17 protein-coding genes and 1 tRNA gene are annotated in these 24786 nt (G+C 41.6%); 8 read left to right on the top strand and 10 right to left on the bottom strand.

Translation table 11 applies throughout. The features are described from left to right. The first annotated feature begins 708 nt into the window (after window positions 1-708). Window positions 709-1248: a group I truncated hemoglobin gene (locus V7K45_RS13840; protein ID WP_335004249.1), complete on the top strand. Its 540-nt coding sequence runs from the start codon at window positions 709-711 to the stop codon at window positions 1246-1248. Here V7K45_RS13840 and V7K45_RS13835 read toward each other — a convergent pair. Continuing rightward, entirely contained in the window at window positions 1243-1947 is a 705-nt protein-coding gene (locus tag V7K45_RS13835) for a GAF domain-containing protein (protein WP_335004247.1), read from the bottom strand. The two genes, V7K45_RS13840 and V7K45_RS13835, sit on opposite strands and share 6 nt — an antisense overlap. A 4-nt stretch (window positions 1948-1951) precedes the next feature. Next, window positions 1952-2869: a metallophosphoesterase family protein gene (locus tag V7K45_RS13830; protein WP_335004245.1), complete on the bottom strand. Its 918-nt coding sequence runs from the start codon at window positions 2867-2869 to the stop codon at window positions 1952-1954. 135 nt (window positions 2870-3004) lie between these two features. Here V7K45_RS13830 and V7K45_RS13825 point away from each other — a divergent pair, with 135 nt between their 5' ends. Both V7K45_RS13825 and V7K45_RS13820 read left to right on the top strand, forming a co-directional pair. After that, window positions 3005-3904: a hypothetical protein gene (locus V7K45_RS13825; protein WP_335004243.1), complete on the top strand. Its 900-nt coding sequence runs from the start codon at window positions 3005-3007 to the stop codon at window positions 3902-3904. Window positions 3905-3954: 50 nt separating this feature from the next. Next, a complete protein-coding gene (locus tag V7K45_RS13820) occupies window positions 3955-4785 on the top strand; it encodes an ATP-grasp domain-containing protein (RefSeq protein ID WP_335004241.1) in 831 nt (276 codons plus the stop codon). A 175-nt stretch (window positions 4786-4960) separates the two neighbouring features. On the opposite strand, the gene V7K45_RS13815 is transcribed toward V7K45_RS13820, so the two are convergent. Then, entirely contained in the window at window positions 4961-7024 is a 2064-nt protein-coding gene (locus V7K45_RS13815) for a GAF domain-containing sensor histidine kinase (protein WP_335004239.1), read from the bottom strand. Between the two features lie 89 nt (window positions 7025-7113). Here V7K45_RS13815 and cobN point away from each other — a divergent pair, with 89 nt between their 5' ends. Together cobN and V7K45_RS13805 are read left to right on the top strand one after the other, a co-directional pair. Continuing rightward, complete coding sequence (gene cobN, locus V7K45_RS13810; RefSeq protein WP_335004237.1) at window positions 7114-11238, top strand: cobaltochelatase subunit CobN; 4125 nt, start codon at window positions 7114-7116, stop codon at window positions 11236-11238. A 9-nt stretch (window positions 11239-11247) separates the two neighbouring features. After that, window positions 11248-12378 (top strand): peptidoglycan-binding domain-containing protein, encoded by a 1131-nt coding sequence (locus V7K45_RS13805; RefSeq protein WP_335004235.1) that lies wholly within the window; start codon window positions 11248-11250, stop codon window positions 12376-12378. Between the two features lie 131 nt (window positions 12379-12509). Here the strand turns inward: V7K45_RS13805 and V7K45_RS13800 are convergent, their stop codons facing one another. From V7K45_RS13800 to lipA, 4 genes are all read right to left on the bottom strand, one after another. Further along, window positions 12510-12965 (bottom strand): Fur family transcriptional regulator, encoded by a 456-nt coding sequence (locus tag V7K45_RS13800; protein WP_012407750.1) that lies wholly within the window; start codon window positions 12963-12965, stop codon window positions 12510-12512. 418 nt (window positions 12966-13383) lie between these two features. Beyond that, complete coding sequence (gene sigC, locus V7K45_RS13795; RefSeq protein ID WP_335004233.1) at window positions 13384-14634, bottom strand: RNA polymerase sigma factor SigC; 1251 nt, start codon at window positions 14632-14634, stop codon at window positions 13384-13386. Between the two features lie 705 nt (window positions 14635-15339). Then, entirely contained in the window at window positions 15340-16275 is a 936-nt protein-coding gene (locus V7K45_RS13790) for an NAD(P)H-dependent glycerol-3-phosphate dehydrogenase (RefSeq protein ID WP_335004251.1), read from the bottom strand. 24 nt (window positions 16276-16299) lie between these two features. Continuing rightward, window positions 16300-17184, bottom strand: a complete 885-nt coding sequence (gene lipA / locus V7K45_RS13785) for a lipoyl synthase (protein ID WP_335004231.1) — start codon at window positions 17182-17184, stop codon at window positions 16300-16302. Window positions 17185-17320: 136 nt separating this feature from the next. On the opposite strand from lipA, the gene V7K45_RS13780 reads away from it, so the two are divergent. Further along, window positions 17321-17394: transfer RNA gene (locus V7K45_RS13780), tRNA-Pro, on the top strand. Between the two features lie 164 nt (window positions 17395-17558). Here V7K45_RS13780 and V7K45_RS13775 read toward each other — a convergent pair. Further along, complete coding sequence (locus V7K45_RS13775) at window positions 17559-18482, bottom strand: transposase family protein (protein WP_335004229.1); 924 nt, start codon at window positions 18480-18482, stop codon at window positions 17559-17561. Between the two features lie 250 nt (window positions 18483-18732). On the opposite strand from V7K45_RS13775, the gene V7K45_RS13770 reads away from it, so the two are divergent. After that, entirely contained in the window at window positions 18733-19812 is a 1080-nt protein-coding gene (locus V7K45_RS13770; protein ID WP_335004227.1) for an NAD(P)H-dependent flavin oxidoreductase, read from the top strand. Window positions 19813-19844: 32 nt separating this feature from the next. On the opposite strand, the gene V7K45_RS13765 is transcribed toward V7K45_RS13770, so the two are convergent. Together V7K45_RS13765 and V7K45_RS13760 are read right to left on the bottom strand one after the other, a co-directional pair. Then, the gene (locus tag V7K45_RS13765; RefSeq protein WP_335004225.1) at window positions 19845-21167 is read right to left on the bottom strand and encodes a hypothetical protein; all 1323 of its coding nucleotides are present in this window, start codon (window positions 21165-21167) and stop codon (window positions 19845-19847) included. 13 nt (window positions 21168-21180) lie between these two features. Then, window positions 21181-21651 (bottom strand): hypothetical protein, encoded by a 471-nt coding sequence (locus tag V7K45_RS13760; protein WP_335004223.1) that lies wholly within the window; start codon window positions 21649-21651, stop codon window positions 21181-21183. A gap of 268 nt (window positions 21652-21919) precedes the next feature. On the opposite strand from V7K45_RS13760, the gene V7K45_RS13755 reads away from it, so the two are divergent. Further along, the gene (locus tag V7K45_RS13755; RefSeq protein ID WP_335004221.1) at window positions 21920-24676 is read left to right on the top strand and encodes an nSTAND1 domain-containing NTPase; all 2757 of its coding nucleotides are present in this window, start codon (window positions 21920-21922) and stop codon (window positions 24674-24676) included. The last annotated feature ends 110 nt before the right edge of the window (window positions 24677-24786 follow it).

Raw genomic sequence — 24786 nt, 5'->3', positions numbered from 1 at the left:
TAAAAAGCCAAAACATAGAGGTACTGGACAACGAGTTGAAGCTCCTAAATTTCATATCACTAATCAGTCTTTCAGCCTTAACTGAACCGTATTGTTTTAAAAGTAGCTTCAAAATCGAATTCCAGCCCGGATTTGATATTAAGCATAACTGCCTCAAGAATCATAAAATTTTGCGGTGACAATTGGACTAATGTTATTTAGTATAATTTTAAGTATATTTACTCATAAAAATATGGGCATTAATTTTTTTGAAGATGAACTGATTTTCTAAGCAAACCTTTCAATAAATTATATGTATTTTAAAAAGTGGGAAAAGTAGGAAAAGTAGGTTGTTTTATTCTAATTATTAAATATTTGCAATATCGGTGGTACTATACTTATTACTCGATCGATCAAACAGAACTTATTTTAAAAGTAAGTGCTTTTGAAATAAATTATGTTTGGGCGCAATTTTTTCTAAAAATGCGCGTTATATATTTCAGGCATTGCTATTAAAAAGGCTATTAAATAGACGAGAAAATATTGGATTTTCTCAGATATTTACTATGGAATAAAGTCAGAACTACAAACTTTTCTAGACATTCCATACAAATTTTAGTAGGCATAAATTCGGTTATTTTTTAGGCTTCATCTTTGTAGCCGAATTTTATTGTGTGAAGTAACAAACAAAACTGATCCAGCATCAAACTTAACAGGGGAACTTTGACGATGAAAACACAAAACTTATTTACAAAGGCTTTCTGGTTGACATTGGTTTCTATCACAATCATGGTTGTGACTATTTTCAGGTTAAGCCCTAGTTTGGCTCGTTCCACGACAACACCGCTAGTTCCAATACCAGCAGCGGAAGTGACTATAGCCCATAATTCAATAGGAAGGTCTCTCTATAATAGATTAGGAGGCTACAACGCAATTGCCGCAGTCATTGACGACTCTGCAAAAAACATATTTGCTGACCCATTGATTGGTAAATACTTTATTGGCTTAAGTACCAACTCAAAACAGCGGTTGCGTGAGTTGCTGATAGCTCAATTCTGCCAAGCAGCAGGTGGACCTTGTGTGTATACTGGGCGGACTATGAAGCTTTCTCATAGTGGAATTGGTGGAGGTCTCACCAATGGGGAATTTTATGCTTTTGTTAATGATATAGGCCTAGCCCTTGATAAAAATGGGGTCAAGCAACCAGAGAAAAACGAAGTGTTGGGATTTGCCAATAGTCTTAGAGACCAGATTGTTGAAAAGTTATAGATAGGGGTGACGAAAGATTAAGACGAGGGAAGTGTTATGATTTTCCCCGTCTTTTCTCAAACCACGTATCGGAGGTATGCATATACCGTTAGTCAATGTGGGTTGCAAAATGTAAAAACGCTGAACGTAATTTAATACAGTTAATAAATAGGTAAGCAAAACCAGTGAATTAAAAGCAGACTTGACATAAGAAACTGCAAAAGGTGTGATTTTATCGACAAGACTATTAATCACCCCTCGTTCATATTCAGTCCAAGTTCTGGGATGACCAAAAATGCATGGTTGTAAAATTCCCCAGAGTTGGCCATCCTGACGGATATGGGCATGAATAAGGGCGCGATGTCCAAAATTCTTCTGTTCAAATTCTCGATTTAATACTTGAGGAGCAGCAGTTTCTACATCTTCGACAAAGATTGAAGGTTCAGCACGTAGCGCAGCCGCAAACATCGGATCTTCTTCTACTAAAGTTGGGGGTTGTGCTGCCCAGTCTTCATTATAAACAGTAGGTACATCTGGAGTGCGAATCCAACAAAAAGCAACTCTACCAAGGTCATTTTGTGGATTGTGCAGATATAGAAAACATCTATCAGACTGCAAAAAATCGCCTACAGCTGGTAACAGTGCAGAAAATAGAGTATCCAGTGTTTGAGGTGATTCTACAATATTTTTGAGTCCAGAAGGAAGTTCTTGCTGAGTCATATAACTAAGCTGATTTTAATTGAATAATGCCTTTATCAAAAATGCGATTATTAGTAGCGATCGCACTTATTTCTATTCTATCTTTATACACTTCATAAGAAGCAAAACTTAAGTCACTGGTAGAATACCGTGTCCACTCAGAACGCCCTACAGGACGATTACCAGCACCTGCGCCACAAATTAAGTAAGTTGTACCATCAATAGCACGAGTGCGTTCATAATTATGTTCGTGACCATTGATATAAAGTTGAACGCCGTATTTTTGAAATAGGGGAGTAAAAGTTTTAATAAAATCTGGATTATTCCCATACTGACCCGATGAATAAATCGGATGATGACCAAACACTACTTTCCAAGGAGCATTACTAAGACTTAATTCTTTTTCTAACCAAGGTAGCTGGTTTTTCCAGTCAGCATTACTGTTAGTATCTAAAGCGAAAAATTGCACAGTTCCCCGGCGAAATGTATAGTAACGTCCCTTCATATTAAAGCCAGCATACTTGACTTGTGGCTCGCCATTGGCGGTACGAATATCGTGATTACCTAAACAAGCGTGAAATTTCACACCTTGCTTGAGTAAACCTTGATAAGGACGCTCAAAAACTGCATTAATTTTCTCAATTTCGCCGTTATTGTAAATGTTGTCTCCAGCTAAAACGACTAAATCATAAGGATTTTTCTGATGATACGCATTCATCGCTCCAGCCACAGCATACTGTCCTTTAGCCCCAGTCCCTGTATCTGCTACAGACACAAAACGTAATAACAAGTCTTTTTTGGCTGGGTTTGCGGCTATAGCTGTTGTTGAATCGCTAATATCAGCACTTTGATGATTTTCATGAGCAAACATCCAGCTTAAAAAGCCTGTACTAATGGCGCTGACGCTACTTAAAAATATAAATTGACGGCGTTTCAGGTTCATAAGTCACCAAATTTAATAAATAGTCAGTTTAGCGGAAACAATGAGCAATGAAGTGATACATTAATGCAAAAGAAGGCAGCACCAGTAATAACGTACGTTGTTTGTCTTTGATTCGCTGCTTTTGGTGAAAGTTCCATGTCACAAGACAATCAGTCAAAACCGACGGATGAGCAGATAACTCAACCTCCCCAAAAACCTTACCAGAGAGTTCAGCCATTTTGGAAGGCTAAAATTATCCAACTTCTCCAAGGGACGATTGGGGTTTTAGAAGTAACGGTGGAAAAACTGGAGACACCACCCCCGCCTGGAACTGAGGAAAAACCTGGTTTTTTCCAGCAGCTTCAATTGAGGTGGGGTGGACTGTTAAGGACAATCCGCTTGTTTTTACCATCAAATTTGTCAACAAAGTTATCAGATACAGCTTTGACGGGAATTGTGACTGGAGTTGCTGTAATTCTGGTTTGGGCGACTACAACTGTCCTTACTGCTAAACCGACTGAAGTAGCAACAGTTCCACCAGTTGAAGAGGTTCCCATACCAACACCAACGATAACTACTCCACCGGAATCAGTCGTACCAGAACCACAACCGCCACAGCCACCAGAGGAAATTACGCCACCGCCAGAAGTACAAATTACACCAACGCCGGAACCAGAACCAGAACCAATTCCTACGCCAACGCCAATCCCAACACCGACACCAACGCCGACACCAATCATAGAATTGACACCTGAACAAGCTTTGATTGCGGCTATTGAAAATCAGGTAGCTGAAATTAGCGATCGCGTTGCCTCTGGTCTGATAAAGTCAATTCAAGCCAACTTCCGTACCAGTAACTTGACTGTCAAAATTAGTAATGATTGGTACACTCTCAATGAATCTCAGCAAGACAAACTAGCTGCGGAGATATTACAACGCTCTCAAGAACTTGATTTTACTCATTTAGAAATTATCGACTCCCAAAATACGCTGATAGCTCGTAACCCGGTTGTTGGGACTGAGATAGTAATTTTTAAACGGCAAACAGCAAGTTAAAATAATTCGTAATTCGTAATTCGTAATTTGGAGTTTAACTTTAAGTATTTATGTTAGACAATGTTTCGCTATTGCTGAAAGCTTGTGAAAATTTAAATATCAGCTATGAAATTCTTCATCCTTCGGAAAATTTAGTCAAAATAAAATTGAATAGTAAACAGCATTATTTTTGTAACTATAGCACTCCCTTACTTAATCAAGCAGTAGCACACCTGCTTAAAGATAAAGAATATACTTATCATGTTTTAAATAAAAAAGTTAAACTTCCTCGGACAGTGGGTTTTCTTTCCCCTTTTTGTGACACTAAATATAAGATTTACTTAAAATTTCCAACTATTCAAGATATCGTATTAGAAATAAAAGAAAACTTTGAAACACCAGTAATTATTAAAAGAAATTCTGGCGCGAGCGGACATAATGTCTTTTTATGTGAAAATATAAATGAAATTGGAACTGCGTTAAAAGAAATTTTTAAGATTAATCATAAGTATGATTATATCGCTCTTGCTCAAGAATTTATTCAGATCAAATCTGAATATAGAGCCGTTTTCTTAAATAAAGAGTTAGTTTTGCTCTATGAAAAAGATATAACTGATGCCAAATTTGTCGGTAATCTCAGTCCTCTACACTGGGATGGTGCGAAAGCCAAGTATATCAACGATCCACAAATCCTGTCAGAGATTGCTAATTTTGCTCAACCAATTTTTGAAGAGTTAGACCTTGATTATGGTGGTTTTGATATTGTATTAGATCGAGATAATCAATATTGGTTAATTGAAATCAACTCTCACCCAAATTTTGGCATTTTTATTAGAGACAATGGAGAGGAGCATGTGTTGAAAATTTTTGAAAAAATGCTTGTTAGCCTAGCCTCAAATTGAAGAAATAAAAAAGAGGGGTAAAGGTATTAATTAGGTTGCTCACAAGAGGCAAGATTTTTACCAAACTTTCTTCATAAGGATTATTTCGCTCACAATTCCACTCGCTTTTTACCCTTCCCCCTTCCCCTTTACCCCTTCCCCTTCTTCATAAATCATCGCGTCTCTTGCTTAACTCCTAACTCACCACTCTCATTGTCTGAGTTGGTATCCATACAGTAAAAATAGAGCCGATACTTACAGTTGATTCTACTTCAATTCGACCTCGATGGAGTTCCACGAGTTGTTTAGTTAAAGCCAATCCCAGCCCAGTGCCTTCGTAGCGGCGGCGATAGGGTGTATCGAGTTGCTGAAATTTCTCAAATAGTAATGGCAATTGTTCTTCAGGAATGCCAATCCCGGTATCTTCCACTTGAAAAATAGCAGTATCATCTTCCACCCAAAGACGTAAGGTAACGCTGCCACTTTCAGGGGTAAATTTAATCGCGTTAGTTAACAGATTCCAAAGAATTTGTTCTACTCGTTCGGCATCGGCAGTAAAGCGATCGCGCTTGGGATCGATTTGCAAATCAAGTATAAGATTAATTTGTTCGCTTGTTGCTTTTTTTTGCAGTGACTTCACAGCATTTTCGGCAACATTCACCAAAGAAAATTCCGAAATATTTAAAGCTGTCTTCCCAGCCTCGATTTGCGATAAATCGAGGATGTCATTAATCATTTCTAATAAATGCTCTCCACTGTCGTGGATTGTTTGCAGATAACCCCGTTGTCGTTGACTTAATTCACCCAAAGGCCAGCGTAATAACGTCGAAGACATCCCAATCACATAAGTTAAAGGCGTGAGCAATTCATGACTGATAGTAGCAAGAAACTCACTTCTAAGACGGTTAGCAACTTCGGCGGCGAGGAGAGCATCACGCAGCGCCATTGTCCGTTCAATAACTCGTTGTTCGAGAGTTTGTTTTTCTTGGGTGAGGGTTTGCATTAACTCAGATTGGTGAATAGCGATCGCTAATTGTTCTGCGATCGCAACCAGCAAAGTTTTTTCGCTATCATTCCACTGGTGAGGTTCATTGCACTGATGAGCAATCAGCAATCCCCACAGTTTATCCTCAAACATAATCGGTGCAGCCAACTTAGCTCTAACTTGGCATTCCCTTAAAAAATTCAATAAACACTCTTCTAGAGCATAAGTTTTTTCGACATCATCCACAGCTAAGGTAAAACCTTGCTGATACTTCTCCCAACACTGAGAGGTTCGGACAAAGCAATTTTTTTCCGTGTAATTCAACACCGATGTAATAGCATCTCTAGCACGAGCTTCATAGACAATATAACCTCCATACTGTTGGTAATCTTCTAATAATGTTTGATTATTAACTGATACTGAAGGCGAGTGTTCACCCTGGTTATCATGTATAGAAAAATAGATTTCGGCAGGTTCATTAACTGATAGTTCTATACCTGTTGTCAATGCCGTTTCATTGAGGGGAATACTATCAGACTGGTATTGTTGAGTATTGACTTGGGAACCTGCAAATTTATAAATTACTAATCTGTCTAATTTTAAAAACTCACGCACCTGTGTAATTGCCGTTGCCATAATGACCGGCAAATCTAGGCTTTTGCGGATCTGCGTTGTTACCTGATTTAACAACCGCTCTTGGGAAATCTGTTTTTTTAAAGCATCTTCCACTGGCTGACAGATATAAACTGCTGGCCCAATTGGGCTGGGAGGTGCTATTATTTCTTGGTTTGGCTGAGTTAGGAGATATTCTAATAACAACAGCGTGAATTGACTTTGGAGCGTGGCATCATTAGGTTTAATAATTTGCTGATAGCGTTCGAGATTTTGGTGAGTATAAGAATCGCACTCAAACAAGTCTTTCAACTCGTAGACAAAAGAAGCGATCGCCTCCAAATTAAACGTCAACTGAGCATTGAGTGCCGAGTAAATTCCCTGCCCCCCTGCTCCCCTGCCCCCCTGCTCCCCTGCCCCTCTGCTCCCCTGCCCCTCCTCAAAGGTTCCTACCAGGAGCGCACTAAACTGCTCGGAAACCACTAGCGTAAACCTTTGCCTTTGCCACTCCACAGGTATACCAATTCGTACTAATGCAGCTTCTGTCAACACCAGAGTGGCACTTCCCACCGTTTGAGCCATCTGTTCTAACAATTCGCCAAGCTGATTAAATACAACAATAGGCAAGGTTCGAGAAAAGCTCAAATCAGCATAACTAAGCATTTTCAGTCGTTTTGGTAAGAGGGGGCTGAATCCAGGGAAAAAAGTTTGATTATGTACTAACCAACAACTTAAAACGGTAACACAGGATTATGCATCGTATAAGTAGCACATCGGGTGGATGGAATCAGTCAGAAGGTATAATTTTTTTAGAACAAACTCCCGCGCCTTTCGTCTTGATTACGGCTGCTGATACTGACATTCAAACCTTGGCAGCTGCGGTGACAAAATTACCTGCAAGCTTTCCTGCATTAAGAGTCGCCAACCTGTTGCAGTTGCAGCAACAATTAAGCATAGATACTTATGGAGAGCAAGTTTTAGAACATGCCCAAGTAATTATTCTGCGCCTATTAGGAGGACGTTCTTACTGGGGATATGGCTTAGAAGTAGTGCAAGAAATTGTGCAACGAAATGGTAGAACCCTCATTGTAATGCCAGGGGATGACGCTTTCGATCCCGATTTAATTTCCCAGTCTACCGTGCCCTTGGGTATTGTTAACCAGGTATGGCAGTATTTTAGCGAAGGCGGCGTGGAAAATTTCATTAATGCTCTGCAATTTATCTCCGATAGTTGCTTATTAACTGCATATAATCCCCCACCACCTCAGCCGATTCCGCGCGTGGGATTATATGAGTGGGGAGTAAAGGAGCAGGGGAGCAGGGGGGCAGCACTTCGGCTACGCTCAGTGACCGAGGAGCAGGGGGGCAGGGGAGAGTTAGAACTTCGTTCATCCACCTTTGAACTGGATGAATCCACTTCAGAACTCCGTTCATCCACCTTTGAACCGGATGAATCCAGATCAAATACTCGTTCATCCACCTTTGAACCTCAAATTTTCCAATCCCCAATTCCTAAAGTCGGTATCCTTTTCTACCGCGCTCATTATTTAGCGGGAAACACTAAAGTAATTGATGCTTTATGCGAAGCTTTGGTACAGAAAAATTTACAACCAGTGCCAGTATTTGTTTCTTCATTGCGCGAACCAGATGTGCAAGTTGAGTTGAGTGAATTTTTCCAACCTAAAGAAGCCGAATCAATCGCTGTGCTGCTAAATACCACCAGTTTTTCTCTAGCACGCTTGGAAAGCGAAACACCCCAAACCGAACTTTGGCAAAAATTAGATGTGCCTGTGTTGCAGGTAATCCTCAGTGGCGGATCGATTGAGCAGTGGGAGTCACAGTTTCAAGGGCTTTCTCCCCGCGATATTGGGATGAATGTGGCGCTACCAGAAGTAGATGGGCGGATTATTACTCGTGCTGTGTCTTTTAAAGCATTGCAAACTCGTAATCCCCATTTAGAGACAGATGTGGTAATTTATGAACCAGTGAGCGATCGCATCGAGTTCGTTGCTAAACTAGCAGCAAATTGGGCGCGTCTACGTTCCAAACCACCTCAAGAACGTCGAATTGCCTTAATTCTGGCAAACTACCCCAACCGCAATGGCCGCCTCGCTAATGGTGTGGGACTCGACACTCCAGCTAGTTGTGTAGAAATCCTACAAGCTTTACGTCAAGCTGGGTATGAAGTAGAAAATCCACCTGCTCAAGGAGACGAGTTGATTCAACGGCTGACAGATGGTGTAACCAACGATCCAGAAGGTAGAGAATCGCTTCCGGTACACCAAAGTGTTTCTTGGGAAGAATACCAAGAATATTTCGCTTCATTACCGCCAGCAGTGCAGCAAGGTATTAGTGAAAGGTGGGGAATAGGGAATGGGCAATGGGGAATGGGGAATGGGGAAGAGTTTAGTAGTACCCTAATTTCCAATGCCCAATGCCCGATGCCCAATCCCCAATCCCCAATCCCCGTTCCCGGAATTAAACTCGGCAACATCTTCGTGGGAATTCAGCCAGCAAGGGGTTATGATAATGACCCCAGTTTGAATTATCATGCGCCGGATTTAGAACCAACTCATGCTTATTTAGCTTTCTACTATTGGGTTAGAGAAACTTTTGGTGCTGATGCTGTAGTTCATGTAGGGAAACACGGAAATCTAGAATGGCTACCGGGTAAAAGTGTGGCTTTATCGAGTAATTGTTATCCAGAAGTAGCTTTCGGCGCACTTCCCCACCTGTACCCGTTTATTGTCAACGATCCTGGTGAAGGTTCCCAAGCCAAACGTCGCGCTCAAGCCGTGATTATAGATCACCTCACGCCACCGATGACTCGCGCGGAACTCTACGGTTCGTTGCAACAGTTAGAAAATTTAATTGATGAGTATTATGAAGCCGACAGTTTAGATCCTTCGCGTTTGCCAGTAATTCGCGATCGCATCCACGAACTGGTGATCAAAGAAAATCTCCATCTAGATTTAGGAATCCAAAATGAAACGGAAATTTTTAATTCTGAATCTTTAATTTTGAATTCCATCGGTGGCTATCTTTGTGAATTGAAAGAAGCCCAAATCCGCGATGGCTTGCATATTTTTGGGCAATGTCCCCAAGGAAGGCAATTGAGGGATTTAATAGTAGCGATCGCTCGCATCCCCAATCGCCATTCTTCAGGTATTACCCGCGCGATCGCTCAAGATTGGGGACTAGACTTCGATCCCCTCACAGCCGATTTGTCAATGCCTAGTGGTGAATACTCAATAGTCAATGGCACAGAATGCCGTACCCTCGGCGATATCGTCGAAGTCCTAGAAGAACACGCCGCCCTTGTAGTAGAACAATTAATAAATCAGGATTCAGAATTCAGAATTCAAAAATCTTGTAGAGACGCGATGAATCGCGTCTGTGTTGGCGGGGGAGACGCGATGAATCATGTCTCTACATGGATACGCGATCGCCTCCTCCCCGCCTTACAAAAAACCCCCGAAGAAATCACCCATTTATTACACGGACTCGATGGCGGATATGTCCCCAGCGCTCCATCTGGCGCACCTACGCGCGGCCGCCCAGAAGTTCTCCCAACAGGGAAAAACTTTTATTCTGTCGATATTCGTGCCATTCCCACAGAGACAGCTTGGGATATCGGCAGAAAAGCCGCTGAAACCCTCGTAGAATATTACACGCAAGAACATGGCGAGTATCCCAAAACACTAGGTTTATCAATGTGGGGAACAGCCACCATGCGAACAGGCGGTGATGATATTGCCGAAGCCTTAGCTTTACTCGGAGTCCAACCTGTATGGGATGGTGCAGCACGGCGAGTAGTGGATTTTGAAATTTTGCCCCTAGCGATTTTGGGGCGTCCCCGTGTAGATGTCACCTTGCGAATTTCGGGATTCTTCCGCGATGCTTTTCCCAACTTAATTGACTTATTCAATCAAGCAGTATCAGCAGTAGCAGACTTGGATGAACCGCCAGAACAAAATCCCCTAGCGGATGCAGTTCGCCAAGAGACTGATTTGTGGACAAGCCAAGGATTAACTATACAAGAAGCCGTGGTGCGATCGCGTTATCGCATTTTCGGTTCTCGCCCAGGTGCTTACGGCGCTGGACTCCAAGGTTTAATCGAATCGCAAAACTGGACAGATGACGAAGATTTAGCCCGCGCCTACATTAATTGGAGTTCTTACGCCTACTCTTCGGGAGCAGGGGAGCAGGGGGGCAGGGGAGCAGAAATTCTTCCTAACTCCCAGTCCCCAATCCCCACTTCTAACTCCTCACTCCTAACTCCTAACTCCCCACTTCCCTCCCCCGAAGCTTTCGAGCAACGCTTGTCTCAAATGCAAATTGTCCTGCACAATCAAGACAACCGCGAACACGATCTACTCGATTCTGATGATTATTACCAATTTCAGGGTGGCTTAACAGCAGCGGTGCGTTCTCTACAGGGAAAAAATCCCCAAACCTATTTTGGAGATAATTCTATACCCGCCCAACCACGCGTTCGTCAACTGAAAGAAGAAATTGCACGAGTATATCGTTCTCGCGTAGTTAATCCCAAATGGATTGCAGGAGTAATGCGCCACGGATACAAGGGAGCCTTTGAAATGGCGGCGACGGTAGATTATCTATTCGCCTACGATGCAACCGCAAAATGTGCTGAAGATTACATGTATCAAGGCATAGTAGATGCTTATTTACTCGATCCAGTTGTTGTAGAATTTATTCAGCAAAAGAACCCTTACGCACTGCGTGATATTGCTGAAAAATTATTAGAAGCACACAAGCGCAATTTGTGGGAGGATGTAAATATAGGAACATTAGAAGCTTTGAGGAACCTAGTACATCAAGCTGAAGCAGTTATCGAAGAAAAATCAATGGTGTAGGAAACAAATATGGAGAATCTTGCGTATTTGCACCTAGCTTTCGCCTACGAAGAGAGCACACCCAGTGAATTGGTCTCCCTCAGTTCTTTGTTTAAGGACGCAGCTGCACCAGACTGGAAAAGGCTTTCGGGTAGGGCTTGGAAGTATATGTTGCCCCTTGCTCTGTCTTTATCTATTCTTGGCGCTGTTAGCAGCGTCATGGCACTAGAAAAAGGCGATCGAGGCCCTTCTGTCAGAAATCTACAACAAAATTTGAAAACAGCAGGTTTTTACCAATCTTCTGTTACCCAAGTATATGACGCATCCACACAAGAAGCTGTGCGGCGCTTCCAAAAGGCCGCTGGTTTACCAGTGGACGGCATTGTTGGAGCAAGCACCCTGCAAAAATTAGAAAATTGGCAGGCGAAAAAGCCCACAACTAGGGCTACACAAGCTCAAAGAACCGCTGCTGTAAGCGCACAAGCGAAAAAGTCCAGCACTACTAGTTCAGCCACCAACAAACGCCGCAATCCCAACTACCTTACTAAGGGGGATGAAGGTGAAGATGTCAGAGCTTTGCAAGAACGGTTAAGAGTCGCAGGCTTTTATTACGGAAACGCCACAGGCATATTTGGCCCAATTACCGAAGAAGCTGTTAAACGATTCCAAGATTCTTACAAATTAAGCGTTGATGGAGTTGTTGGCCCAGCAACATTAGCTAAATTGCCAGGAATTGGCATCGGCGATGGAGAAGAGGCTCCCAAAAAGGTAGTCAATCGAGACAAACTTCGTGTAGGCGATCGCGGTGAGCCAGTTAGAATTCTTCAAGAACAATTGATCCAGGCAGGATATTTAGAGGGAGAGCCAAATGGCTACTATGGCCCCTTTACTGCTGATGCTGTCAAGAGATTTCAGGCGGCTAATTTCTTAGCAGCAAGTGGTGTTGCTGGCCCAACTACGCGAGCTAAGTTATATAGCTCAGTTAATACTACTAGCAAAAGCGAATTTAATACCTTAGAAATTCAAACCCGACTACGGGAGCGGGGTTTTTATAAAGGCAAGCTCAATGGTGTAATGGCAGATGACACCAAAAAAGCGATTAAACAAGCCCAAGAATTCTACGGGATTAGTCTTAAGGATCTTAAGAGCGGACGCTTTTAACATCCGCTTTGGTGTCGTTAGTATCAGTTCCCAACTGGTTGCTTGCCTCCAGTAACAGCAAATTACGAACTGCTCAGATTCCATTTATTTGGTTAATTTGAGTGGTTTCGTTTTATTTATTCACCCAAGTGCTAAAGCGGCATCAGCGCCCGTTGGCACTTGGGACACACTGCATGGATGGTCATTTGACAATCTAAGAGGTGAAAACCTTCTTTTTGAGCGGTTTTTGACCCAATTTTTAAAATTGAATCATTTTTAAACTCAATAGTTGAGTTGCATCTAACACAAATTAAGTGATGGTGATGATGAGGATAGGGCTGGTTGATTTCATAATGCTTATGTCCCTCACCCAGTTCTAATTCCCGTAAAATTCCCATCCTTGCCATCAACTTCAAAGTCCGATAAATAGTTGACAGACTGATCCCTTCACCATCAGTTTCTAGCCGATGATAAAGATCCTCCGCACTCAGATGTTCACCTTGCGGAAGTTCTTGAAAAATGTGTAAAATTGTTTCGCGCTGGGGAGTTAATCGCCAGCCTCGTTCATTCAGTTCTGCCTTGAGTGAAGTAGTTGTGTAGACAGTCATACTAATAGTTCTCAACAAAGCTTGTTAGTTGAGAATATAACAAATCTTGGGAGCAATTTGCAACAATCATTGCCTATTGAGAATTCTTACTAAATATTTAAGAACAATTCATCAAATCCTGAGCAAAATTCAAGTAATAAGCTGTAATGCATTTAATTTGCATACAGCTAATAGTTAGGATACTTGTAACGATTGCATCCCTTGACTTTGGATTTTGCATAAGTTAAATTTGAATTCTTAGTTGCTCCCCACCTTCAAGATATCTGAACAAAGATTGGGGAAAACTTTTATACAGCTTAATGCTAATTATTTGCTGTAAGTCTATAAAAGGCTTTCGGCCTGGGAATAAAATCACCCTTTTGTCCCTAGTCATTTGTCAAGTGTAGTTTTCTAATGACAAATGACTAATGACAAATGACTAACTTAGAGACTCTAAATAGTCGCGGATGAGGTTGCGGCGCTTGGGTTGACGAAGCTTTTGCAAAGCCTTGGATTCAATTTGGCGGACTCGTTCGCGCGATAAGTCAAGAGCGCGGCCAATTTCTGCTAAAGAATAAGGATGACCATCTGCCAAACCAAACCGCATCAGAATTACATCGCGCTCCCGGCTAGTCAAATCTGACAGCAGATGATGCAAATCTCTTTGTAAAGATTCTCGCATTAACATCTCTTCTGGAGTTACACTGTCAGTTTCGAGTAATTCGCCTAGCTCAGTGTCTTTGTCTTTTCCTACTTTGGTTTCCAAAGAAACAGAGCGAGGAACCCGCAATAAAACTTCTCGCACTTGGGTCGGTGTCATCTCTAACTCGGTTGCTAAATCCTCTAGAGTTGGGGTGCGACCTTTTTCTTGAGCAATTTTGCGTTGAGCTTTTTTAATTTTGTTTAACTTTTCGGTGATGTGAACCGGTAGGCGAATCGTGCGACTAGAAGTAGCGATCGCCCGTGTAATACCCTGACGAATCCACCAGTAAGCATAGGTACTGAAGCGATAACCCTTAGTGGGGTCAAATTTTTCTACAGCCCGCTCCAAACCTAATGTACCTTCTTGGACTAAATCCAACAATTCCAAACCACGATTTTGATATTTCTTAGCAACAGACACAACTAAGCGAAGATTCGCCTTAATCATGTGTTCTTTTGCTTGGAGTCCTTGGGATTGAACTTGCTCCAACTCTTCTACAGTCAACTTGGCGATTTCAGCCCAGCGACGTTTGCCATTTGCCAAAGTTGGCCTAAGATCGGATAAAATTATGTCAGCAGTGGCAGCCCATCTTTCCAAAGACGGGCGATGTCCTAGTTCCGAGGTTAGACGTTCTTGAACTTCAACTAACCGAAGATAAGGCGTAATCACTTCATCCCCTTCTTTGGCGGCCTTAGCAAGTACTATCCGCATCCGCAAGTAGCGTTGGACTTTTTGTGCTTCTGAAACCTCTTCATCGCGCCCCAACAAGCGAACCCGACCAATTTCTTGAAGATATAGACGTACTAGGTCTGTACTCCGACGGTTGGTGCTAGCAGCAAAGTTAGCATTGTCAACAGAAGCCATTTCTAGCTCCTGTAAATCATCTACCGATAACTCACTGTCATCAACCGTGAGATCCGAGTCCAAAGCCTGGCTAGACTTTTTGGTGTTGTAGGGGGCGTCTGCATAAAAAGATGTTGCTGGCATAAAGATCGTCTCAATGGCTCCAGGTAACAATAGATTTCGGTCAGCTTAGATTACGGTCAGCTATTCAACTGTTGCTATTGTTCCCGCGATTAACGATGAACTAACATGGTTGAACGTTCCATTACAATTTTTTTAGAAATTAACTGTAAGGGTTTTATTAGATACAGGATTACTGAACTTAATCGGCTGCTAAACTTTTGATTAAACCAATAGCTATTTAAATCCACAGCTAGGTTTGCAATATTTCAACTACTTAGTTAATATTTCAACCTTGATGGTTTTGTGATAGTAACTTTTGTAACACAGTATAAACATCCTTCAGTGAATGTCATCTTTATAATTGGCATAGTCACATTTACATGGGTGCAAAAGTAATATCCTGACGATTTAGCAATTTTTTCTCAGGATTATTCAGGTATAAGTAGAACTAATAGATATCGCAGAAGTGATTAGCATTAACGGCAAAAATTCTCTCGACACGGAGATATGAAGATGCGGATAAGTTATCAAACACCCTCTCCGTGTTCCTGCGTCGTCTTGTATGTCAGTCTTAAAGTGCCAATTTCAACTTGACAGACTACTAACTAGTAGTCCATCAAGCGAAGGAAAGCTTGGTATGTAGTAAGCACTTCAGTGCTTAATATAAAGACTAAAGTCCTTACTACGAACTTATTTAGCCAGCAAGTTGATTTGACAGACTACTAACTAGTAGTTGTACTCTGGCTTGATATCTCGCAACATCAGTTCATCAAGTGCTTGTCCGGGTGTGATTTCGCCTTGAAGTAACCGATAAACTTGCTCGGTAATTGGGACTGCAATGTTTTCTTGCTTGGCTCGTTGCATCAAAACTCGGCAAGTGTTTACTCCTTCAGCAGTTCCTTGTAAATTTGCGAGAGTTTCTGTAAGTGACTTACCACCAGCTAGCTGATAGCCGACTTGGTAATTGCGACTTAAGGGACTGTTGCACGTTGCTAACAAATCTCCTAGACCCGATAAACCATAAAATGTTTCCGTCTTTGCACCCCAGTTGTTGCCGATGCGAACCATTTCTGTAAGTCCACGGGTGACTAAAGCAGCTTTGGCATTAGTTCCCAGCTGTAAACCATCGCACACACCAGCTGCGATCGCAATCACATTTTTCAGTGTTCCCCCTAGTTCCACGCCCAAGGGGTCGGGATTGGTATATACCCGGAAACGATGAGAAGAAAATACTAACTGCACTACTTCCGCAGCCGTGGGAATATTACTGGCTACCACCGTGGCTGCTGGTAATTCCATTTGAATTTCTTTTGATAAATTAGGCCCAGACAAAACAACCACTGGATGGCTAGGGAATATTGTTTGCCAAATTTGTGAAGGTGTGCAGGTAGTTTGGGGATCTAAGCCTTTTGTCGCCGTCACAAAAATTGTCTCTGGAGAAAGGGGGAAAGACTGGACTTGGGAAGCAACATCTCTCACACCAATCATTGAGATAGCGGACAGGACTATTTGGACATCTTTTAAAACTGCTTGAAAACTTTGGGAACCTTGACGCGACCACACGCGCACCTGATGACCGTTTGCAGCAGCGAGATTTGCCAGAGATGCACCCCAAGCACCCGCACCCAGAATTGCAACAGAAAGTTTTGTGTTGGAGTACATCTGCTCACTCATAATTCCTAATTCCTAACTCCTAACTTTTGAGCGTGGATAACGTTTCATCAATTCTCTAACTTGTTCCGCATGATAGGAGCTTCTTGTCAATGGTGAAGAAACAACTTGTAAAAATCCAATTTCCTCGCCGAATGCCTTCCAGTCAGCAAATTGTTCTGGATTGACAAATTCGTTTACCTGTAAGTGTTTTTGACTGGGTTGGAGATATTGCCCAATGGTCAAAATGTCGCAATCGACAGTTCGCAAGTCTTGCATAACTTGGCGAATTTCTGCGTCAGTTTCACCGAGTCCAACCATGATCCCGGATTTAGTGTATGTGCTAGGAGAAAGTTGGCGAGTGCGCTGCAATAATTCTAATGTGCGATCGTAGTTTCCTTGGGGACGCACCCGGCGATATAGGCGTGGAACAGTTTCGGTATTGTGGTTTAATACCTCTGGCGAAGCTTGTAGAATTAACTCCAAAGCATTCCAATTACCGCATAAGTCAGGAATTAGCACCTCAATTGTGGTGTTGGGTGAAACAGAGTTAACTGCATCAATACACGCTATGAACTGCGATGCACCACCATCAAGCAAGTCATCTCGGTTTACAGAAGTGATGACTACATGATTAAGGTTCAGGCGGCGAACAGCTTCCGCCAGTCGTGTAGGTTCTGTGGGGTCTAGTGGTTTGGGTTTTTTCTCAAAATCAATATCGCAATAGGGACAAGCGCGTGTACAAGCGGGGCCCATAATCAAAAACGTGGCAGTCCCAGCGTTGAAGCATTCACCAATATTCGGACAGGACGCTTCCTCGCAAACTGTATTGAGGGCTAAATCCCGCAAAATTTCTTTAACGTTACCGATGCGCTCACGCTGAGGTGCTTTTACCCGCAACCAGTCTGGTTTTACAGTCACAATCCGCTTTTACCACTAGAGTTATACAAACTTAATCCTAGCAAGCAAAGTCTTTGATGAAGCGATCGTATATAGATGTAATTCTGCTATTTAGTGCAGGTTGTGATATTCTTAATTTACAATGCCATTTTTATGGCGGGATGTGGCGCAGCTTGGTAGCGCACTTCGTTCGGGACGAAGGGGCCGCTGGTTCGAATCCAGTCATCCCGATTAGACTTGTCCGAAAACCCCAAAGCCAAACTGTTCAAAGCTTTGAGGCAAAACTTTGATATCTTCGTAAAAACGGAGTGATCTGGCTTTGAGATAGTTAATGATAGTTTAGAAGCATCAAAATCAACTCCTAAGTTCTGAGACTTTATGAATATTACTGATAGCTAAGTTGGGAGAACCAAGCTACCTATTCTCAATCTAACTAACCCACATACTGTTAAAATAATTTGCTCATAAGTATGAAGCTTTAAGCGGAATCTTTGTGAAGCAATCCGAAATATTTTGAGCAGACGGATTAAATGCTCAATAAATATCCGATTACTGGACAAGGCTTTATTTTCGGCTTTTTGTTGCTGGGTTAACTCTCGTTTTGGTTTCTTTTTGTGAGGAGTAGTGATATTTTCGCCTCCTTGGAAACCTTTATCACCTGAAAAAGGTTGAGACTTATCAAACTGATCCTGAGATTGACGAAACAATTTTATATCGGCTGTTGATCCAGGAACGCCTACTTCTACCTCCACGATATCCTTACCTTCTGGTATCCCAATCATGAGACTTTTTAAAGTATGCTGTCTCTTCTTTCCAGAAAAATATTTCTGTTGCTCTTTTTGGTCAGAATCCCTATATATTGGCTGTTCTAGGCTATCGACTAATAGCCTAAAATTTGTTAAGGCTTCTTGAACAAATAGCAAATCGCTCTCATTATTTGAGACTTGTTCTAATAAACTAGCAGGTAATATATCACGAAGAATTGGTATCCAGTCATGAAATGTATCATTAGCTTCTGTTTTGGAAACACCAAATAACATTCCTAATACTTGAAATGTTGGCATCTGTCTTAGATAAAATAGGCATAAACATACTTGTTCTTCGGTTGATAACTTTTCGGGACGACCAGCACCAGCCGCGTTAATTCTAACTTTATGACTCTCCTGTTTAGCTTTGATGTCTTGCTGTCGTTTTAAGGCGCAATTTAGCAGTGATTGCAATTGTTCGTAACTAATCCCTAAAATTTGTTTGGTTCGGTGTGGATATTTCCCAATATAATCAAAAACCATAACTAATTCTGAAAAATAGTAAACAGTCAATTTAACGTTTTACCATTTTTCTTTCCCTAAGTTAATATTTCGGACAAGTCTATTCAGGGAATAGCGATCGCACTCTTATTCATCAATAAAACCGCATTTGCAGCCACAGTCAATCCCTGTCCCAAGGTATAGTGACGTTACATATCTTTACAACGTGTTTCATTTGGCTGGTATTTCGGCGGCTATCCATCATTGGTCATACACTTAAAGGCAGATATCTTGCTTGTATTACCAAGTGTGGGAGATACTTATGTGGCCTAAGACAGAACTGATAGATTTGCTCAAGATTGCACACCCAATCATTCAGGCTCCGATGGCCGGCGCTTCCACACCTGAGTTGGTTGCGGCCGTTTCTAATGCAGGAGGTCTTGGCTCTTATGGGGGCGCGGCTACCCCACCAACTAAACTTCGCTCCTTTATCAGGCAAATTCGAGAACTGACAGACCAACCCTTTGCAGTTAATTTGTTTGCACCAGCAGTTGAAGCCTATGAACTTGCGCCTGAGCAGTCTTCTCCAATGTCCGAGCTATTAAAAATATGGCATAACGAACTTGATGCGGGGCCTGTTCCCGAACCAATACCGATACTAGGGCCATTCCTAGAACAATTTAATGTCCTGCTGGAAGAGAAAATACCTGTATTTAGTTTCCACTTTGGGCCTGCACCAATTGAGGCAATTCGTGAGATACACGCCATAGGCTCAATTGTGTTAGCTACCGCGACGACAACTGGTGAAGCAAAAGCTTTGGTCGAAGCAGGAGTCGATGTCATCATCGCCCAGGGCTTTGAAGCCGGAGGTCATCGCGGTACTTTTGCTGTGCCTTATGAACATGGATTGATTGGAACAGCAGCCTTAGTGCCACAAATAGCTGATGCGGTATCGGTTCCAGTCGTCGCGGCGGGCGGAATTATGGATGCTCGTGGAATCGTTGCTGCATTTGCAGTTGGGGCAAGCGGCGTACAAATGGGAACCGCCTTTCTCGCCTGTCCTGAGAATAATATCCCGGAAGTTTATAGGCAGGCGGTACTCAACTCTAAGGACGAAGATACGGTTATTACTGAGGTATTTTCTGGCAGACCCGCCAGAGCAATACGAAATCGATTTATACGTGAAATGGAGAATCACAAGGACAAGGTACTGCCATTCCCCGCTCAGATGTCTATAGGGCGGGTTTTACGCCAAACTTCTGCTCAACAATCAAGTCCAGATTTTGTCAGTATGTGGGCAGGACAGGGAGTAGGATTAGCTGAAGCTCTCCCAGCAGGAGAACTGATCCAAAAAATGATACAAGAATTTCTTGCCGTGACTGCTTCCTTACAAGTCAAATAATTCTGAAAATCGACTGAGAATATTACATGATTTCACGATCGCCATCGTTTTCTCAGCCACCAAACTACAAAACCAACAATGATTCCCACTATTAAGCTGGCACTGAAAGGGTATTCGCACAAGAAGTGAACTTTAAATTTAATAAAATTATCTTGACACTCTTTTGCAGGATCTTTTAGCAGAGATACGGTTGCTATCCCAGCACCGGCAACAGCTACAAGCTCTTGAAAGTTACGCTCTCGTTCTGCTTTCTCGGCTTCTATGCGACTGCGAGTAGAGTTAATTGTATCTTCTAAAAGTTGCAAGCCAAGCTGCATATTTTCGATATCTTTGATAATTTGTGGTAAATATTTTTTGTTCGCTAGGTTACTAAATTTTTCTAAAAAATCTAACTGATTATTTTGACCCGCTTTTTCTTGAATCAAAGCCAAGCGAAGTTGATAGTTAGATAAATTAATTTCAATAATTTGTTTTTGGAAAGAAAGGTTTAGTAAGTCGATTGTATATTGCTGAAGAATATTATCAATATTATTTAAAATCTTGCGAGAAGTTGTAATATTCTGCTTTTCTTGCCGAGAATTACTTTGATTGGCAATTTTTCTATTTTCTTCAATCTGTTTATAATGATTGAGCAGAGATTCTTTGACTAAACGACTTTGCCAATAAGCCCACGAAATCTTATTGCGATAACAAAATAAACCCATCCAATCTTTATAAAATTCCGCAGCTTGTTCTGCACTCTCTCGATTATTATAAATAGTAATAATCACATGATGTTCATTACTATTTAGAGGCGTTGTTACGTTTTTTAGGCTCTGATTTATATATTGCGATCGCCCTACTTCAAAAACTTTTCCGTCTAAAAAAGTACCTTTGTCTGGTTGCCAATTAGTATCATTAAATAAAGCATAATAGCAATCTTTGGCAATATCTTCATGGTTCTGAGATGAATTTTCTGGCAGCCAACCAGAAAGCAACCAGGTTTTTCCAATTATTGCCAGTTCTTTATTTAGTTTTTGTTCAATTTCAGTTTTTAAGATTGCAAAAGACTTGGCTGGTTGAGTTTCGGTTTGATTATTAATAGAACAATCAATTTGTAAGCCATAAGTATCATTTAATCTAACAGCGTAATAGTATCCTTCTAAAGTTTTATTGGGGGAAATAAAGTTAATTTGAGGAGGATGGGTAATCTCTAGATACTCAGTTTCAATATCAGGATCGTAGAATTGAGTATCAGAGGGTAATTGTTCTAAAAAAGCTGCTTGGTTTTTTTGTGTTTCTGCATCAGTTGTGTTTAAAGAAGTTTTTAAAGCGTATAAAAACAAATCAAGTGTCGGATAGATTAAATCGCTCATCACAAGGGCAAAACTAATTTGATTGATTGGATTGAGATAAAAACTGTTTCCATTTTTCTAAAAATTTGACTTGTTTTACGGTTTCTTCTGGTTGAGAAGAGCTACCAACAATAACTACAATATTATTGAGTTGGCTTTCGTAACCTGTAGCTTCATATTTGGGTTTAAATCCTCTAGTTATTGGAGCTTTATCAAGAGTATTGAGTTTGCTAATTTCTGCTTCAGTCGGAAGTAATTCATCAGGAATTGCTTCTAGATTATCTAATTGAGATTTATACAATTGATAAGACTGATTTAAGTCAGGATTAGGGGTAATTATTTCTAATAAACGTCTTTTAATATAGTCTTCCCAAGCTTTGGGTTGGGTGTCTAATTGCTTGGCAACTTCTTTTAAATTCTGTTTCTCTTGTTCTCCAAGGGCGGTTTTTAAGTCTTGAAACGCCAAGAGAAAAGCGATGATAGTATTGTCAGCGTTTGTATTCATAGGTTTTTATACCAAACTCACTAGACTAGTATAAACGTAATTTCAGTGAGATAATTACACCATGTATTTCATGTTCAGTTTTGATTTTCTATCTCTAAAAAGAAGAATTTACTCAATAAAATGTTTTTTATTATACCTTTTGCTATGTAAATAAATCTAGTTTATTGCGCTGTATTCTATTGATTTTTCATACAACTTAAAGAATGCTGCGGACAGATTTTGCCTACAGTTCAACCAAAAAGTTATCAGAGTCAGTCAGGTAAGAAAAATGGCATCGGAATGGGCTGCTCAAGTTATTGGAATTAATTATTACCCAGAGTACACCACTCTAAAGCCGCTAACGGCAGCAGCAGAGGATGCAGAGAAAATTGCCCAACAATTAGAACTATACGGTTATAGACCTTTTCGCGCTCAGTGTTTACCTAGAACTTTAAACCCGAAGGGAGAAAGTAAAATTGACCGCCAAGGGGCGGTAAAGGTGCAAGAATTGAGAGAAGCGATCGCTAATCTTTTCAATCCTCCCGATCCAAACCCCACGCCAGAAACAGCGTTATTCTTCTTTTCAGGACATGGGTGGTGCAAAACTGTGGCTGGTAAAGAAGAAGTATTTCTAGCTACCAGTGATGTTTTACCTGATGCAGAAATCTATGGTATACCCTTAAGTTGGTTGGGTGAGCAGTTGCAAATAAGTCAGGCTAAACGAGTCGTTGTTTGGCTAGATTGCTGCTATAGCGGTGAATTGTTAAAATTTATTCCCACAGATAAAGATTACTGTTTAATTACTGCAACCCGTTCCTATGAAACTGGAGTGGAAATTCCCCACGCGCAGGGGTTGATGACGCAGGCGTTACTTGCAGGATTGAACCCGGAAAATGACGCAGATGGGATCGTTAATAGCCACAAGTTGGCAGATTTCATTATCAGCCGAATGCCGAATACAGTCCAGCGTCCGTTAATTGCCAATTCGCCACGCGCAATTCTGCTGACAACTAAGTTTTCACAAAAAAGCTTTCAGGATAAGTGTCCTTATCGTTCTCTGTCGTATTTTAAAGAGACAAAGGAAGATGCTGAGGTTTTTTATGGGCGGAGTGCGTTGACTGGACAGTTAATTCAACAGGTAAGAGATAAGCATCGCCTAATTGCTGTCTTAGGAGCTTCTGGTAGTGGAAAATCATCTATGTTACGGGCGGGGTTACTCTACCAACTGAAGCTAGGACAAGAGATTCCAGGAAGCGATCGCTGGACTTATATTACTCCGTTTACGCCTAAAGAATCTCCTGTTAACAGTTTACAGGAGGCTTTTGCACTTTCTTTGACCGATATACACACAAGTCAAATTACCCCCCTTAATCCCCCCTTGGAAAGGGGGGAAACCGGAAAATCTAACTCCCTCCCCTTTACAAGCGATGCCCTGAGCCTGTCGAAGGGGGGAGGGTTGGGGAGGGGTGATTTTGTCCATATCATCGGCGAAAGGTTAAAAGCATTAAACACACCAGTTATTTTGATTATCGACCAGTTTGAAGAATGCTTTACTATGTGCGATGACAGCCAGCGCCAAGAATTCTTTGACTGTTTGCGGGAATTAATTGACTGTACAGATAACCTTTATATTTTCATTGGAATGCGATCGGATTTTCGGGGGAGATGGCGAGAATATCCCAAATTTGCGGGTAGAATCAATAAACCTTATATAAACATCGAACACTTAAGCCGTGAGGAAATTGAAGAAGCGATTACTAAACCGGCTGACTGGGTAGGATTAGGCATAGAAGGAAGGTTAAAACAGCAACTAATTAATGATGTTGAAGATTACCCCGGAAGTTTGCCATTGCTGCAATATACGTTGACAGAATTGTGGCGTGAGTCGAGAAATCAAGGCGATGACGTTCTCAGCCTCAAAACTTATGAAGATTTAGGCGGAGTGGAGGGAACGCTACAAAAACGCGCCGATGCAGTTTACGAAAGTCTTTCGCCAACAGAAAAAACTGTGGCGCGGCGGATTTTTCTAGAATTGACCCAAATGGGAGAAACCACAGATGTACGGCGGCGCGTGCGTTTACGCGAGCTGGTTAATTCCCATCATTCCTTGGAACTTTTGCAACAGGTGAGCGATAAGTTAGCGGATAAAGATGCACGATTAATTATAAAGACGGATGAGCAAGATTCCCAGGATGTAATTTTAGATGTTGTCCACGAAGCCTTAATCCGCCACTGGCAAATGTTACGAGAGTGGAAAGAGGAATATAAGGTGGGAATAGCCATTGAGCGACAGATTGAAGCGGAAGCCCAAGAATGGGAAAAGAATGAGAAAAAGCCAGGGTTTCTCAGAAAAGATGACAGGTTAGCAGTAGCAGAAGCATATTTAACTAGATTTGGCGATTGGCAAATGCTAAATGGGGTAGCCCAGGAGTACATTGAGAAGAGTCAACAACTGCGAAATAGGCTTGAGCGAGAAGAGAAAGAAAGCATAAAAATAGAAGCACAAAGGAAACAGCGAAACCAATTTGTAACTATATTTGCTACTTTATCCCTTGGGTTAGCTGGATTAGCTGGTTATCAATGGTGGAACGCCCAAAAAAATGCTAAGGTAGCGCAACAACAAGGTGTAATTGCTCTGGCGCAAACCTCTGAAGCTTCCCTACTGTCTAACAAGCATCTTGAGGCTGCGGTTGCAGCCGTACAGTCAGGTAGACAACTTTTAGGTAGACCACCTCAGAATGCCAATTTAGAACAAACGGCTAACCAGCAAGCCGTAGTGGCACTCAAGCGAGCAATTTACAATACTCAAGAGATAAACCGCTTGGAAGGGCATAGCGATATAGTCAGGGGCGTAGCATTTAGCCCCGATGGCAAGACCATCGCTTCTGCTAGTCTTGACAAGAGCGTCAAACTCTGGAATACGGCTACAGATAATCTAGAGAATTTAATCGCCTACAGTTGCACTAGGCTACGTCCTTATTTACAATCAAATCCCAATGTGAGCGACAAGCACCTCTGCGATGGTATTGATACCAAAAGCAATTAGCTTTGCAGCCAGAAATCAATAGACATCTCCGAAAACAGTTAAAGCCTTTGTGTGGCTAGGCTGTAGCCCGTAAATGCAATCATCTTAAATTAGTTAGTCTGTACGATAAA

Source organism: Nostoc sp. (assembly GCF_036917375.1).
Lineage (GTDB): Bacteria > Cyanobacteriota > Cyanobacteriia > Cyanobacteriales > Nostocaceae > Nostoc.
Note: the sequence above shows the minus strand (reverse complement) of the source record. Positions and strands in the feature narration are given on the sequence as shown.

Bases quoted from the DNA above. Each gene is read 5' to 3' on its own strand.
- V7K45_RS13840 (WP_335004249.1), top strand. From the start codon at position 709: ATGAAAACACAAAACTTATTTACAAAGGCTTTCTGGTTGACATTGGTT.
- V7K45_RS13835 (WP_335004247.1), bottom strand. From the start codon at position 1,947: ATGACTCAGCAAGAACTTCCTTCTGGACTCAAAAATATTGTAGAATCA.
- V7K45_RS13830 (WP_335004245.1), bottom strand. From the start codon at position 2,869: ATGAACCTGAAACGCCGTCAATTTATATTTTTAAGTAGCGTCAGCGCC.
- V7K45_RS13825 (WP_335004243.1), top strand. From the start codon at position 3,005: ATGTCACAAGACAATCAGTCAAAACCGACGGATGAGCAGATAACTCAA.
- V7K45_RS13820 (WP_335004241.1), top strand. From the start codon at position 3,955: ATGTTAGACAATGTTTCGCTATTGCTGAAAGCTTGTGAAAATTTAAAT.
- V7K45_RS13815 (WP_335004239.1), bottom strand. From the start codon at position 7,024: ATGCTTAGTTATGCTGATTTGAGCTTTTCTCGAACCTTGCCTATTGTT.
- cobN (WP_335004237.1), top strand. From the start codon at position 7,114: ATGCATCGTATAAGTAGCACATCGGGTGGATGGAATCAGTCAGAAGGT.
- V7K45_RS13805 (WP_335004235.1), top strand. From the start codon at position 11,248: ATGGAGAATCTTGCGTATTTGCACCTAGCTTTCGCCTACGAAGAGAGC.
- V7K45_RS13800 (WP_012407750.1), bottom strand. From the start codon at position 12,965: ATGACTGTCTACACAACTACTTCACTCAAGGCAGAACTGAATGAACGA.
- sigC (WP_335004233.1), bottom strand. From the start codon at position 14,634: ATGCCAGCAACATCTTTTTATGCAGACGCCCCCTACAACACCAAAAAG.
- V7K45_RS13790 (WP_335004251.1), bottom strand. From the start codon at position 16,275: ATGTACTCCAACACAAAACTTTCTGTTGCAATTCTGGGTGCGGGTGCT.
- V7K45_RS13770 (WP_335004227.1), top strand. From the start codon at position 18,733: ATGTGGCCTAAGACAGAACTGATAGATTTGCTCAAGATTGCACACCCA.
- V7K45_RS13765 (WP_335004225.1), bottom strand. From the start codon at position 21,167: ATGAGCGATTTAATCTATCCGACACTTGATTTGTTTTTATACGCTTTA.
- V7K45_RS13760 (WP_335004223.1), bottom strand. From the start codon at position 21,651: ATGAATACAAACGCTGACAATACTATCATCGCTTTTCTCTTGGCGTTT.
- V7K45_RS13755 (WP_335004221.1), top strand. From the start codon at position 21,920: ATGGCATCGGAATGGGCTGCTCAAGTTATTGGAATTAATTATTACCCA.